A 14,396-nucleotide genomic window follows, 5' to 3' on the forward strand; every position below is an offset into this window, starting at 1 on the left:
GCCCCAAGAGTGCGGCGCTGCTGCTGAAAAAACAACATATAGCATTCGGTGCGCAGTATAAGCGGCCCTTGTTTTGCCTGATGGCAGGACAAGGGCCGCAGTGTGCATATTACATTCCCAAGGACAAGGAGAAGGGTAGTATTCTTGCCGCCCAACTGGTAAGAAGGGTGAAGCGGCCGCTAAGGAGCAAAGCGGCGAAGAAAAGCAGCATTGCACCGGAGACGCGCGAAGTGATGACGGTGAAAACCTGGTTCCGTTTAAGGATTGGCAGCGCCCGGTCGAGAAAGAGGCCGACCAGAAGGTAAGGCACGGCCAGGCCGAGGGAGAAGAGGAACATGACCAGCATTCCTGAGGACGGCGAGCCGGTGGCGCCGGCGGCGAGCAGAATGGAGTAGAGGGTTGCCCCCAGGCAGTGCGAGCAGGCGATGGCAAAGAAGAGCCCGCCCACGAAGCACGCCGAGGGCCTGCCGGCCTGTGCCGTGAGCCGGGCGGGCATAACATGGCTGAAATGAGGGAGCTTCCTCACACCCAAGAGGTTGAGGGCCAGGAGCAGCAAGAAGATGCCGCCCACCCAGTTGAAAACTGTCATGTATTGCAGCAAGAAGAGACCAACTGTACCCGCGGCTCCTCCCGCCAGGGTGAAGACCAGCGTGAAGGCCAGGCTGAAGAAGAGGGTATTGGCCGCAGCGCGCTGTTTAGACGCTGCTTCAACCTCGTTCAACCGGTCAGGTGACAGGCCTAAAATCAAGGAGAAGTACGCGGTGAGCATAGGGACGATGCACGGGGAAAGAAACGAGACGACACCGGCCAGGAAGGCGATGCTATAAAGAGCGCTCACGGTGTCTCTCTCCAGGCGGCGAGTTCGAGCTTCCCCCACGCAAAGGAATGCGCCGGCCCTCCCTTGAGCCCTGCCAAAATCAGCTTCAGCGAACTGCTGTCCGCCCCCACGTAAGGATGCCCCTCTGAGTCCATTTCAGGCAGGGATAGAACGCCTAAACGGTGGTGGCTGTTTTCACTCTCGGGGATCCACGAGAATCCTTCAGTGATTGTCCGGCCGTCGGCCGTAACCAGCTTTGCTCCTGCTGCCGGATTGTAGGCTGTGATGTCGCCGGAATGTGTTTCCAGGGTCAGACGAAAGGCCAGCCGGCCAGGTTCAGACTCGCCTTTTCCCAGCAAGGTGGCTGTAACAAAGACCCCGTTCCGGCTGTCGGTTTGCGTATACTGGGGCTCCGGCGCCGCGCCCGGGCCGCCGCCTTGGCCGGCTGCAGCGCTCGGACCTCGGGAGAGCGACCTCCAGCCTGCCACGGCTACGGCCAGGGCGGCGAGAACAAGTACCGCGACTACTATACGCCGCACACTGATTCCCCCCTTAAAAAGCTAGCGCACGAGATAGAAAAAAAGGAGCGAAGTGATGGCGAGTACCAAGGTGGTAAGTGCCACCCGCCAAGCGGGCCCGGTTGCCACATCGGACCCGGACACCGGCACTGGTGCCGGGGTTGCAGCCAGGCGGCGCCAAGCGGCAAGAGCGGCAAGGATAAACGCCAGGCTTGCTGCGTGGGCCACGGTAAACGGTCCGAAAAGCACTGGGTTGGAACGGAAGAACTCGACGACCCCGCGGATAGTGGCAAAGCCTATCACGTACATAAGGAAGAGCTGGCCTGGAAAACGCACCCGGGTGCGCCGGCGCCACAGGAAATATAAGAGCAGATAATCAAGTAAGAACTCGTACACTTGGGCCGGGTGAAGCAGCGTACCACCGCTGCTGACTCCCCAAGGCCAAGGCCGTGCCATGGGAATACCGAACACGTCGCAACCTGTGCGACCGATGGCCTGAGCCAAAATCAGCCCCGGGGCCGCTGCGTCGGCCAGTGTCCAGAAAGGTAACGAGTGGCGCCGGGTGTACCCGAGGGCTGCCAGGAGGCCTCCGGCGATCCCACCGTGAATAGAAAGGCCACCCAGGTCAAAGCGCAACGCCTCCAGAGGGTTGGCCAGGTAATAACCGGGGGCGTATACCACGATGTAGCCTAGACGCGCACCGAGGAGTCCGCCGAGGAGGACAAAGACTAGAAGATCCATGACTCTCTCGCTGCTTAGCCCTTTGCGCTCAGCTTCGCGTGTGGTGAGAAGTATTGCCGCCACAGCTCCGAGGGCGATAAAGAACCCCAGGGTGTGAATGGCGAAGGGACCTACAGTAAAGAGGACGGGACGCATGCTACCATCCTTTCACTGTGAGAGCTGGAGCACGGCCGCTTACGATTCCTGAACCCTCTGGGTGGGGCTCGGCCAAAGGCGGGGGAAAAAGGCCGGTGTGCGGCTGCGGTAGGCTTCATACTCTGCGCCAAACGCCGCCCGCAGGTTTTTTTCCTCCTCGAGTGCCAGCCGGGAATACATAACGAGTAGGACCGGCCACATCAGGAGGGTGGGCAGAGTCGGCCACTGAATCAGCATGCCGGTGGTGATTAGGAACAGCGCCAGGTATTGCGGGTGGCGAATAAAGCGGTACAGCCCCCAGGTGACCAAGCGCCCGCGGCTGCGGTGAATCTGGAACCACCCGATACCTAGAATAACGAGACCGCCGAACAGGAGGTAGCTGCCCAACGTGCAAATCGCGTTGGTGAAGCGACTGCCCAACACCAGGGTGGCCCAAAGATGACCGCTGGTGTGGGAAAAGGGGCTAAGCACGGGCAACCTCATGCCGAATACCGAGGTCAAAAGATAAATCGTGAGCGGGAAACCGTACATTTCTGCGTAGAGCGCGACAAAGAAGGCCTCTACTAAGCCGAGGTTCCGCCATTCAGCTCTGCCTTTAGGCCGCAAAAACCCGAGAAGAAAGAACGAGATGAAGAGAACATTAGCCAGGACGATGTTCCAGTAGCCGTAGTCCCAACGCAAGGTACCGCCTCCTCAAGCTACCAGCTACGGGTACAGGGTAGCGCTAAGGTTAGTATACCTTGGTTGGTAGTCAGAGTCAATAACAGTTTGCTGGATAATACTGCCATTGACAATGGAGAGCTTGCAAGCGTGTAACCTCGAGGTGGCAACAGGAGAGTTTGTTACCATGCTCGGGCACGGCGAGCGACAAAAACCAAAGCCTTCTCCAAATCTCCATCTATTTTGTTCGGCTCTCGTAGTCAAGGTTCGTCCACCGAAGAGAGCGATTTCGGCTTTCTTGTTTTGAAGGCTGACGTTGCGAATGAATTGCACTTGGCGCAGAAAATCTATCTGCATCTTTTGACTCTTCCGGCCGATGCCAGCGTAGATATACTAGTTGAAGGCCTGAGACTGCCCTCCCTTCCGGCCGCGGCGGCGAATACCAGATGATCGATGGCTCCGATGAACAGAGCCCTGGGGGAAAGCCCAGGGCCTTATGAGTTTAACCGCACGTTACCAAGGCATTCGTCAAGCTTGGTTCACCGCCATATAGTGAACGGCACGTACGATGATGTGAGAGGACGGTGGCTTGTCGCTCCCTCCTATCGACGCTTGCCTGTGAACCGGTCGGTTGTCTCAGATGAACAGCTACGAGTACAAGAGAGCAGCGGGGTTGGTCTTAGTCATTAGCTTAATTTCATCCCACGTCAACCCGTAATGGAGTAAGGTTCTGATGAAGGAGCGCAGGCCTTCAATAGGTTTCACGTTTTCATACTGTCCCAGGTCGGATGCCAGAATGCAATGCCCGGCACCGACCTGTTTGATGCTCTTCACAATTTCCTCGGGGCGTACGTGTTGGGCAACAGGAGTTAATGGGTAGTAACAGTGCTCGAGAAAAGCCCCTTTTTCCGCAGCTGCCTCCTGGTCTTCTAGTGTCATGCGAGTTACGCTGAATTCCGGGTGATTGACGACGATTTTGTTTACTCCAAGGGACTTCGCCAGGTCAATAACCCATAGTGTTTCCTTGCTGGAGAGGTGACCTGTCGCCAGGATAAGGTTATACTCCCCCACAAGCTTTAGGATCTCAATTAAGCCGGGAGCAGGATCTCCTTTCACACGTACCGGTACCGGGGTACTGGAGTGACTGCCGTGGGCAATATGGTTTTCAGCATCGAGCGTAGGTAACCAGACAACCATTCCGACTCGTTGTCCTGACGGAGTGTTCGCTTTAAGCTGAATCATCCTTTTAATCAGTTCTGGATTCAATCCGCCAACAGAAGCATTGAGGCAGACTCCACCAAAAACATCGAAGGCTCTTACCGCTCTGGAGGCCAGGTAAGCCCTTTCTACGGTGCTGGCACCATGGGCTTTGAGGACGATTCCATGCATGCCTGCTTCTTTAGCCTCTAGTGCCAATTCAAGGTCGTCAGCAATTCTCTCTACAGTGTCAGGGCGAGAGTGCACATGGAAATCGATGACGCCTTCAAGAATCGCGTTTTCGTCTTCAGGCATTGTCTACATTGCTCCCAACGCAGTCAGAATCATCCGCAAGCCTAACCACAAAGCTACACCCACGGCTATCAAGCCCAGAAGGTTTTGCAAGGTGTTGTTCTTTAGTTCTCCGGCGACCTCTTTTTTGTTGATCAGATAGAGAACAAACGCAGCAGCAACCGGAAGGATAATGCCGTTAACAGACTGGGCAAAAATAATTGTCCAGATTGGGTTTTTGGTAACTGCGGCAAAGAATACAGGTACCCAGGCGACAACGGTAAAAACGGCTCGGAACCTCCAGTCCTTCAGGTTGTTTGGCCAACCGAAACTCTGGGTGACAACATAAGCGGCAGAAAGGGAGGCCATGGGCATGGAAGAGACTGCAGCGCCGAACAAGCCAAGGCAGAAAAACGCAAAGGCTGCTTGTCCCAGGAGAGGCTTAAGTGTCAGAGCGATGTCTGCCGCGCTCTTGATTTCCAGTCCTTGCGAAATGTGGAGGGGGTGAAGAACGGCGGCACCCACGATGGCCACTGAGGCGGTTACAATACCACCTACAATAATGGAGAAGATAGTGTCCACCCGCATCAAGGAGAGGTTACCTAGAGGATCCTTATGCCAGCCGCGTTCGATCACTCCTGCGGATTGCAGGAAAAGGTTATAAGGCACCACCGTTGTTCCAATTAGCGCTAGTACGACCATCATAGATCCTTCCGGAATTATTGGAATGGTTAACCCTCTAACAATTGCTCCAACTTCCGGCTTAACCACCAAGAGGTCAATGACGAAAGCGACGCCCATCAAGGCAACTATCCCGGTGATGAATTTTTCGTACAGGTTATAACGGCCGGTCATCAACAAGAGCCAGTAAAGGAAGGTGACCAATACCATCCAAAAGACTTTGGGAACAGCAGGGAACAGGGCTCCTAAGGCAAGACCAACACCGTTTTCATTGCCCACAGAGTAGATGGCATTGCCAAACGCGATAGCTAAGATGGCAATAATTGCAGGTAATAAACCAAGACGGTGCCGAATGGTCGTGGCCAGGGGTTGGCCAGTTGCGAGGGCAAGACGGGCCGACATTTCTTGTAGGATTATCGTAAGCAAAATGGCAACGGTGACTCCGGCCCAGAGCAGGTCATAACCGTAATTTGTTCCAGCAACAGCTACAGAGGTTATTGTCCCTGTTCCGATGAATGCCCCTACGACCAACATTCCTGGACCGACTTGCTTCAGGTAGGACCAGATCGACTGTTTCTTGGTGACCTGGGATGCGGCTGCAACCGGTTCCTGATTCATCACAGACCCCCCTTAAATGATTACATGTTTAAGAGTACTGCAATTTTCATGCCATCTATCGCTTCAGGGCCAACGCCTTTTGAAGCGCGTGGAAACCTAAAAGTGGTTGAGCAATGCACCATTGGTGCAATGCTCAACCACTGCGTTTCTGCATCTTACGGATGAGGGTAGAGTGATTGATTCCTAATGCTGCTGCGGCCTGGCGAATACTGTTCGTTTTGCTTACCGCATATCTTATTAACTGATCTTCTAACAGCTTAACGGCTTTGCGGAGAGGGAGGATGCTGGAAATTTCTATTGATATACCGGTGCCATTGTCTAAAGAACGCGGTTCAACTTGCTGCATATCTGCTGGAAGGTCCTGTAAGCGTATTTCTGGTGTAGGATTGAGGACTACCAGGCGCTCAATTGTATTCTTAAGCTCGCGTACGTTTCCCGGCCAGGTATATGCTAGAAGGGCCTTATATGACTCAGGGGAAAGGGTTTTCCTCTTCTGGTGCTTGTTGTTGAATTCTGCCAGGTAATACGCTATTAATGCAGACACATCTTGTGGCCTATCTCGTAAGGGCGGAATTTCTATTGATACAACGTTCAACCTGTAATACAAGTCCTGTCGAAATCGTTTCGCGTCCACTTCTTTTTTGAGATCGCGGTTGGTGGCTGCAATGATCCTCACATCGTGCACTTTAATTGGTTTGGTTCCACCCAAACGTACCAGTTCATTACTTTCTAGTACTCGAAGCAGCTTGCATTGTGCCTCAAGTGGCAGCTCACCCACCTCGTCAAGAAAAATGGTGCCTCCCTTGGCCAGCTCGAAGAAACCAGGTTTCCCTTTACTTCTAGCACCGGTGAAAGCCCCTGCTTCATAGCCAAAGAATTCCGATTCAAAAAGGTCACGTGGGATGGCTCCACAGTTTACCTTTATTAACGGCCCGCTATGCACGTGACTCAAGGAATGGATTAAGTCACAAATGACCTCCTTGCCTACCCCTGATTCGCCTAGAAGCAAAACAGTTGCATTCATGCCAGCAATTTGCCTGACAATTTCAATGACTCGTTTCATGGCCGGGCTCTCAGCAACGATGTTTTGGGCTTTCAACTCACGATGCAACTGCAATTCTGTATGATAGCGGTTTGTCAGTTCTCTGGATACTTCCAGTTGTCTCTTTAGAGCGTTCAGTTCTGTTATGTCCCTTGCATTGGTCAAGACACGGAACAACTTACCCTGATCATTGTAAATGGGTGTGCAGGTCACCAAGATCTCTTTTTTGCCTTGAATTGTCTGCAGGATTGTTACGGGTTTTTGTTCTTCGATAGCCTTGTGGGTTCCAGACTGTGAAAGCACCCCCATTTTGACAAGGTCGCGGACATTTTTCCCCAAGAGCTCTTCTTTTTTCAGGCCAGTTATCCGTTCAAAAGCGGGATTGAGCCGAAGAGTAGTTCCTTTTTCATCCGTCACATAGAGACCGTCATAAGAGCTGTTCATTACTCCCTCCAATTCAAGAAGAAGTTCACGTTCATTAGATCCACTCGTATACCGCACGCATCCATCCCTCCGAGAGCATGATATCAAAGTTGTACCTCTGGTGCAATGGTGCACCAACACTGTAAGATACTTAAGACGGAACGAAGACCAGCAGTGCCTAGAGTTGGCATGATTTATGCACCTGATTAATAGAAGGGAGGGTAACCATTGAAACATCGTGTAAAGATTCTCTTACCAGGCTTCCCAGGGAAGGCCGATCTCAGCTATCTGGGATGGAGTACAGTTTCTCTGGTTGAAGTGGGGGACAAAAGGATTCTTTTTGACACGGGGGGCCAGGGCGCGAGAACACAGTTGACAGCCGCGCTGGGAGCACACGGTCTTGTTCCGGCAGATATTGACATGGTTTTTCTAAGTCACCTCCACTATGATCACTGCGGCAACTGTGCACTTTTCCCTAAGGCTGTTTTCTGCCTCACTGAAAGAGAGTTTATCTGGGCACAACAATGCACCAGTGATCCCTTTCTCTCCAAGCTCGAGGCTGAACACCTTAAGCACTGCAAAGTGCAACTTGTCGAGGACGGCCAGGAGGTGGTCCCTGGGGTTACGGCGCTGTTGTCACCCGGGCACACTCCAGGCAGCGCCTCCCTAGTGGTGAATGATGGGGGAGAGCGCTGGTATCTTGTCGGAGATGCAGTGAAAAACCGGGCTGAACTAACGACAGGAACAGTAGACCTGTCACTCGACAGAGAGGCCAGCGCCAATACCATCGCGCGTTTTCAAAAACTGAAGGGCGTGCTGGTACCCGGACATGATGCGCTGATAAGAAGCGATGGACGATCCTTCGTTCCTGTGGGGCATCCAAGCGTAGAAATAGCATTTCCGCCCGGCTTAAAAGTGAACCCAACCTACCTGGCCGGGGGGCATACCGGTATCCTGAGGATAACGTTAGACTAAAACACCTTGTTCAACGCTTTACTTCTGTACGTGATTTGGCAAAAGGGTGGCAGGAAATCGCAGCTCTCTGGCGAATTCATAGGGGATCAATTGTTGGAGGGGGTAGCTTGACGGAAATGGAACGGCCACGGGTGCTCGTCACCGAGCCCATCGATCCGGCGGGCGTTGCCGGCTTTCAGGAATACGCAGAGGTGAAACTGGCGTTTGACGCGGACCGGGCGGAGCTGCTCAACATCGTCGGGGATTACGATGCCCTGGTGGTGCGGGTGAAGCACAAGATCGACCGCGAGGTTATCGACCGCGGCGCGCGCCTTAAGGTCATTGCCATGAACGGCATCGGGCTGAACCACATCGATGTGAACTACGCCAAAGAAAAAGGGATCGCCGTTCTCAACGTACCGGATGCCTCCAACGACTCGGTGGCGGAGCTCACCATCGGTCTGATGCTCAACCTGGCCCGGCGCATCAACCCAGCCTTTGCCTCGGTGCGGGAAGGCCAGTGGAATAAGCACGCCTTTATTGGCCATGAGCTCAAAGGAAAGACCCTGGGCATCATTGCCCTGGGGAAGATCGGTTCGCGTGTAGCGCACATCGCCCAGGCCATAGGCATGGATGTCATCGCCTTCGATCCTTTCCTTACGCCGCAGGCGGTGGCCGCCCTCAAGGTGGAGCTGGTCTCCCTACCGGATCTTCTCGGCCGCGCGGATGTGGTGAGCATCCACGCGCCCCTCACCAAGGACACGTACCACCTCCTCGGTGCCGAGGAGCTGGCGCAGATGAAGGAAGGCGCCTTCCTGGTGAACGCCGGGCGCGGCGGCATTGTGGACGAAGAAGCCTTGTATGCGGCCGTCGCCTCCGGGCACCTGGGCGGCTTTGCCGGTGACGTGATGGAGACGGAGCCGCCGGGGAAGAACAAGCTCTTTGGGCTCCCCAACGTGGTGGTGACCCCGCACATCGGTGGCAACACCCACGAGGCCCAGCGGCGCATCGGCCTTAGGCTGGCCGAAGAGATCAAGAAGATCATCGTCCCGGGCGCACGTTGACTCCCCGCTGCAGCTGCGCCCAGGGAGCGAACAATAAGTGCCGGCAGCCCTGCCCAAAAAGACAGGGCAAAACTAAGCTGCGTGGTTGCCCCACCGAACCGGGTTCGGACGCTCTCTAATCTGTTGCTGGCAGATTAGGGAGCATCTTATTTCCTCAGGTTAACGATGGAGATCACTGTGGATACCAGAGGCAGAACAGCTATTACAATCTGAGTAGTGTCTGACACCCGGACCATAGTGCCTCACCTCCCCTCGGGGCTAGTGGGATTTTCTTAAAGAAAAACGGCCCTCTACTGGTCCGTATATTTATTCGGCAATAACTGGCGGCCGAGGCTCTTTCCTTCCCTGGAGGTGTGGCACCCGGGTCTGCCGTTCTTGTGTGGAAACTACTGCGATCGCGGCAGGTTTTCCGGCGCCGGTGTCGAAAAAAGTATTGTTGATGTTGCGTTATAGCCGTTGCCCCCGAAAAACTGCCGACAGGGGAGGTACCTATATGCCGAAAGTGTTTGTCACCCGCCGCATCCCCGAGCCGGGCCTGGCCATCTTGCGCCGGGCGGCGGAGGTTAAGGTCTGGGAGGAGGAGCTGCCGCCCCCGCGGGATGTACTCCTTAACGAAGTAGAAGACTGCGATGCTTTGGTGCCGCTCCTTACCGATCGCGTGGACGACGAACTCCTGGACCGCGCCCCGCACCTTAAGGTGGTGGCCAACTACGCCGTCGGCTACGACAACATCGATGTTCCGGCCTGCACGGCCCGGGGCGTGCTCGTCACCAACACCCCGAGTGTGCTCACCGAGACCACGGCCGACCTGGCCTTCGCCCTCATCCTGGCTGCCGGGCGGCGCCTCGTGGAGGCGGACAAGTTCCTGCGCGCCGGTAGGTGGCAGACCTGGGGGCCGACACTCCTTTTGGGGCAGGACGTCTACGGTGCTACCCTCGGCCTGGTGGGGCTGGGGCGGATCGGGGCGGCGGTGGCCCGGCGCGCCCGCGGCTTTAACATGCAAGTCATCTACCACAGCCGCCACCGCCAGGAGGGGCTGGAAAAAGAACTCGGGGCAGCGTATGCGTCCTTTGACGAGCTGCTGCACCGCTCGGATTTCATCAGCATCCACGTGCCGCTCACAGCTGCGACGCGCCACCTCTTCAACGCCGATGCCTTCGCCCGCATGAAGCCCACCGCTGTCCTCGTGAATACGGCGCGCGGGCCGATCGTGGACGAGGCCGCCCTCTACGCCGCCCTAAAGACGGGGCGCATTGCTGCCGCCGGCCTGGACGTCATGGACCCGGAGCCGCCGCGGCGGGACAACCCGCTTTTAACCCTGGACAACGTCATCCTGCTGCCTCACATCGGCAGTGCCAGCGTGGCCACCCGTACCCGCATGGCCACTATGGCGGCGGAGAACGCGGCTGCCGCCCTGCGCGGCGAGCTTCCGCCCAACCTGGTGAACCGCGAGGTCTGGGACCGGCGCCGGGCATGAATTCCCCGACACGAATAAGCCCCTGCAGTTCGCTGCAGGGGTTTTTATTCTCTTACGGCTTGTGCAACACTGTATCGTGTAGTCCACACGTACGCAAGATGATCCGATCCTCTCGCCGGTGGAAGGTGAAGCGGAGGGCGGCGGAAGCACGCGCTTCCCAAATGTCCTTGGTTCCTTGTACGCGCTTGGTGTGCAACGACGGGTGGTATGGGTCAGTCGCGAAAAGCTTGAGCGCCCGATAAAGAAGCGCCCTGTGTGGTTCGGTCAGCTTCTTGTATTGCCGCTTAAAACGCTCGGTACGCTCGAACTTCATTTCTCCAGATCCTCAAGCAGTTCCTTCATGCTATCGAAGGACTTGGTTTTTCCCTGTTCGATTTCCTGCTGTGCTTCTTGCTCTCCTTTCTGCCACTCCTCCGTCCAAAACCAGGCTTGATCGGCTGGTACTAGTTTCATAGGCACCAGGACGAGACGATTATCCTCTACTGCCACCTGCAGGATATCTCCTTCTTTAATGCCCAGGTATTTCTTGGCTTGACTCAGGCTGACGAGGCCGCGCTTTTGCACCACTACATTACCAATAACCTTTTCCACTGCAAAGCCTCCTTTCAGCATTACTGTTCTACGGTAATTATAGATGTAACCGAGAAGTTGTGTCAATTTCAGGCCGGCGCATAAGTTTAATGGAAGCCTAATACACATGAGAAGGAAAACAGAAAAGAAGGTAGAAGAAGGAAAATAATGATAAGTGCGACAGAAAGGAGGTGAAGGGGTACAGAGGGAGTCGCAACGGCGCAAAACAGCTGAGGAGGGGAGAGCATGGTCAAACCGAAGGTAGCGGTGGTCAAGGCGGAAGGCGTTAAGGGTAACGCCGAGTTCATGGGCGGGAAATTCGTGCGCTACGCCGAGGACGTGGCGGCCATCCGCGCGGCGGTGAAGAAAGCTGTAGAGCTGTCCATCGGCAGCCTGGACGCTATCATCAAGCCGGGCGACCGGGTGCTGATCAAGCCGAACCTGGCCTTCCAGGCGCCGCCGGAGAGCTTCGCCGTGGTGGACCCGCGCACGGTGGAGGCGGTAACGGCTTACGTTAAGGAGGATTCCAAGGCCGGCGAGGTGTGGGTGGGCGACAATCCCTCGCTGGGCAAGCACGTGGGCAAAGCCAAACCGGCCTTCCAGGTTTCCGGCATGGAAGAGGCGGCCTGGCGCGGCGGCGCCGACAAGGTGATCTACTTCGACGAGACGGCCACCGTGGTGGTGGACATCCCCGAGGCCAAGGTATTTAAGCGGGCCGAGGTGTTCCGGCCCTTCCTAGAGGCCGACGTGGTCATCAACCTCCCCAAGATGAAGGTGCACCTGGCGGGTACGGTGACGCTGGGCCTTAAGAACTGGAACGGCATCATCCCCAACCGCCATCCCAGCGGCCAGCAGCAGGGGGCGCACCGCATCGACCTGGGTCAGAAGTTCGCCGACCTCTACCGGGTGCGTAAGGCGGACCTAACCATCATCGACGGCATCATCGGCATGGAGGGCCAGGGGCCGCACGCCGGCACGCCGGTGGAGATGAACCTTATCATCGCGGGGCAGGATACGGTGGCGGTGGACGCTGTGACCAGCTACATCATGGGCTTTGAGCCGGTGGAGATTCCCGCCGTGCGCATCGCGGCCGGCGAGGGGCTGGGCGTGGCGGACCTTAGCGCCATCGAAGTGGTGGGCGAGTGCAGGGACGAGGTGCGCCGCAGCTTCAAGCGGCCCAACGACAACCCGGTGGGCATGTACCCCGGCCTGACGGTGATCGTGCAGCAGACCTGCAGCGGCTGCTACGCCAACATCCGCGGGGCGCTGGACAGCTTTAAGAACAGCGGCATCGACGTGCCGGCCTTCGTGGCGAAGAAGGGTGAGTGCGTTTTCATCGCCGGCGGCGTGCCGGACTTCGACCCGGCCTACGCCGAGGGCAAGAACCTCTTCGTTTGCGGCGACTGCTGGCAGTACTTTCCCTCCCGGGACAAGGTGGAAGAAGCCATGTCCCTGGCCAAACGCTGCTACACCTACCCCGGCTGCGCGCCGGTCTACATCTTTTCCCAGCTCAACACCGATCTCCAGGCCCTGGCGCGTGACGAAAAGTAGCTGTCTTCGCGTGCCCTCAGCCCGGCGTCGCCCGGGCTTTCTTTTTGCCCCAGGTGGCGGGTTAAACCGGGCGGTCGTGCGCCCCAGAACCGCCGGTGGCAAGGGTACCGCCGGGCATGATAAAACTGCGCAGGAAAAACGGCGATCCGAGGAGAATATGAAAGAGAACTTCAGATGCTGAAAGAGGGGATCGGTGTGGAAGGAGCAGAGCGGGTGAAATTTTTCGCCGCCTTGCCCCCGGAAGGCGACTCGAGCGGCCTGCGCGCTGCGATCCGCTCCCTGGTGGTGCGTTCCGGCGCTAAGGTGGTGGCCCTGGACGACGACCCCACCGGGGTACAGACGGTACACGGCGTGCGCGTGTACACCGTTTGGGACGACGCTACGGCGGAGGAGTTGGTGCGGGAGGAGGAGCCCCTGGCCTTCATCCTTACCAACTCCCGCAGCCTGGCTGCTTCCGCTGCCAGGGCGGTGAACGAGGCGGTGGGGACCGCCGTGCTGCAGGCAGCGCGGCGCCGGGGGCGGCCGGTGGTGTTCTTGAGCCGTAGCGATTCCACCCTGCGCGGCCACTACCCGCTCGAGGTTCTCACGCTGGCCGGCCTCTGGGAAGCGGCCTACGACCGCCGCCTGGCCGGTCACCTCCTGGTGCCGGCCTTTCCCGAGGGGGAGCGCTACACGGTGGGCGACATCCACTACGTGGGCGAGGGCGAGCGGGTGTTCCCCGCCGGCGAGACGGAGTTTGCCCGCGACCCAGCTTTCGGGTACAAGAGCTCAGACCTTAAGGCGTGGGTGGAGGAAAAAAGCGGCGGCTTCTGGCGCCGGGAAGACGTGTTTTCCGTGCCGCTCACGGCGGTGCGGGGCGGAGGCCCGGACAAGGTAGCCGAATACCTGGACGGCGTGCGCCGCGGCCAGCCGGTGGTGGTGAACGCCGTAAGCTATGCAGACCTGGACATCATCGTGCGCGGCCTGCTGGCAGTGGAGGAGGGCGGGAAGCACTTCCTTTACCGCACGGCGGCGGCCTTTGCCAAGGTGCGCGGCGGGATCACCGACCGGCCCCTTCTGGGGGCGGCTGATCTCTTCCTCCCCGGCGCGGAAGGGAGCGGCGGCCTGGTGGTCGTGGGCTCCCACGTGGAGCGGACGAACCGCCAGCTTGCGGTGCTACGCGCAGCGGGTTATCCCGTCCACGAGCTCCGTGCCGCCCGGCTGCTTCTTCCCGAAGAGCGCGCGGCGGAGCTTGCCCGCGTCGCCGCGCTCCTTGAGCAAGAACTGGGGTACGGGCGCGTGGCGGTAGTGGCGACGAGCCGCACGGTGCTCGGCGGGGCCGGCGTAGAGGAAGGACTGGCCCTCAGCCGTAGCATCTCCCGTGCCTTGGCTGCTCTGGTGGGATGCATCAAGGTGACCCCGCGCTTCATTGTGGCCAAGGGCGGTATCACGTCCAGCGACATTGCCACCCAGGGCCTTGGCGTGCGGAGGGCCCTTGTACTGGGGCAAATCCGGCCCGGCGTGCCGGTGTGGCGCCTGGGCGAGGAGGCGCGCTTCCCCGGCCTGCCTTATGTCGTGTTTCCCGGTAATGTGGGCACGGACCGGACGCTCCTTGAGGTGGTGGAAACCCTGGCGGCGCCCGGGCCGCAGCCGGGGGCCGGAGCGTGAGCCGGGAAGG

13 protein-coding genes are annotated in these 14,396 nt (G+C 57.7%); 5 read left to right on the plus strand and 8 right to left on the minus strand.

Features of this window, described 5'->3' with window-relative positions:
• Positions 1-109 precede the first annotated feature (109 nt).
• The 7 genes from K5554_RS04775 to K5554_RS04805 all read right to left on the minus strand — a co-directional run bounded on the left by K5554_RS04775 (position 110) and on the right by K5554_RS04805 (position 7,201).
• On the minus strand, positions 110-838 hold the full coding sequence (locus tag K5554_RS04775) for a cytochrome c biogenesis CcdA family protein (protein WP_221039998.1): 729 nt from the start codon (positions 836-838) through the stop codon (positions 110-112).
• The gene (locus tag K5554_RS04780) at positions 835-1,356 is read right to left on the minus strand and encodes a hypothetical protein (protein ID WP_221039999.1); all 522 of its coding nucleotides are present in this window, start codon (positions 1,354-1,356) and stop codon (positions 835-837) included. Before K5554_RS04780 ends, K5554_RS04775 begins: the two co-directional genes overlap by 4 nt.
• Positions 1,357-1,377: 21 nt before the next feature.
• Entirely contained in the window at positions 1,378-2,211 is an 834-nt protein-coding gene (gene lgt / locus K5554_RS04785; RefSeq protein WP_221040000.1) for a prolipoprotein diacylglyceryl transferase, read from the minus strand.
• A 39-nt stretch (positions 2,212-2,250) separates the two neighbouring features.
• Positions 2,251-2,892: an isoprenylcysteine carboxylmethyltransferase family protein gene (locus K5554_RS04790; RefSeq protein ID WP_221040001.1), complete on the minus strand. Its 642-nt coding sequence runs from the start codon at positions 2,890-2,892 to the stop codon at positions 2,251-2,253.
• 627 nt (positions 2,893-3,519) lie between these two features.
• Positions 3,520-4,383 (minus strand): DUF6282 family protein, encoded by an 864-nt coding sequence (locus K5554_RS04795; RefSeq protein ID WP_221040002.1) that lies wholly within the window; start codon positions 4,381-4,383, stop codon positions 3,520-3,522.
• 3 nt (positions 4,384-4,386) lie between these two features.
• On the minus strand, positions 4,387-5,658 hold the full coding sequence (locus tag K5554_RS04800) for an Nramp family divalent metal transporter (protein ID WP_221040003.1): 1,272 nt from the start codon (positions 5,656-5,658) through the stop codon (positions 4,387-4,389).
• 133 nt (positions 5,659-5,791) lie between these two features.
• Complete coding sequence (locus tag K5554_RS04805; protein ID WP_370636951.1) at positions 5,792-7,201, minus strand: sigma-54 interaction domain-containing protein; 1,410 nt, start codon at positions 7,199-7,201, stop codon at positions 5,792-5,794.
• A gap of 150 nt (positions 7,202-7,351) precedes the next feature.
• Here K5554_RS04805 and K5554_RS04810 point away from each other — a divergent pair, with 150 nt between their 5' ends.
• The 3 genes from K5554_RS04810 to K5554_RS04820 all read left to right on the plus strand — a co-directional run bounded on the left by K5554_RS04810 (position 7,352) and on the right by K5554_RS04820 (position 10,618).
• The gene (locus tag K5554_RS04810) at positions 7,352-8,098 is read left to right on the plus strand and encodes an MBL fold metallo-hydrolase (RefSeq protein ID WP_221040005.1); all 747 of its coding nucleotides are present in this window, start codon (positions 7,352-7,354) and stop codon (positions 8,096-8,098) included.
• A 116-nt stretch (positions 8,099-8,214) separates the two neighbouring features.
• Complete coding sequence (locus tag K5554_RS04815) at positions 8,215-9,141, plus strand: hydroxyacid dehydrogenase (protein WP_255565583.1); 927 nt, start codon at positions 8,215-8,217, stop codon at positions 9,139-9,141.
• Between the two features lie 493 nt (positions 9,142-9,634).
• Positions 9,635-10,618, plus strand: a complete 984-nt coding sequence (locus K5554_RS04820; protein WP_221040007.1) for a D-glycerate dehydrogenase — start codon at positions 9,635-9,637, stop codon at positions 10,616-10,618.
• Positions 10,619-10,927: 309 nt separating this feature from the next.
• Here K5554_RS04820 and K5554_RS04825 read toward each other — a convergent pair whose 3' ends face one another.
• Positions 10,928-11,209 carry an AbrB/MazE/SpoVT family DNA-binding domain-containing protein gene (locus tag K5554_RS04825; protein WP_221040008.1) on the minus strand — a complete coding sequence of 94 codons (282 nt, stop codon included), beginning with the start codon at positions 11,207-11,209 and terminating at the stop codon, positions 10,928-10,930.
• A 225-nt stretch (positions 11,210-11,434) separates the two neighbouring features.
• On the opposite strand from K5554_RS04825, the gene K5554_RS04830 reads away from it, so the two are divergent.
• Together K5554_RS04830 and K5554_RS04835 are read left to right on the plus strand one after the other, a co-directional pair.
• Positions 11,435-12,739 (plus strand): DUF362 domain-containing protein, encoded by a 1,305-nt coding sequence (locus K5554_RS04830; protein ID WP_221040009.1) that lies wholly within the window; start codon positions 11,435-11,437, stop codon positions 12,737-12,739.
• Between the two features lie 174 nt (positions 12,740-12,913).
• Positions 12,914-14,386: a four-carbon acid sugar kinase family protein gene (locus K5554_RS04835; protein WP_221040010.1), complete on the plus strand. Its 1,473-nt coding sequence runs from the start codon at positions 12,914-12,916 to the stop codon at positions 14,384-14,386.
• Positions 14,387-14,396 lie beyond the last annotated feature (10 nt).

Source organism: Gelria sp. Kuro-4 (assembly GCF_019668485.1).
Lineage (GTDB): Bacteria > Bacillota > DTU030 > DUMP01 > DUMP01 > DUMP01.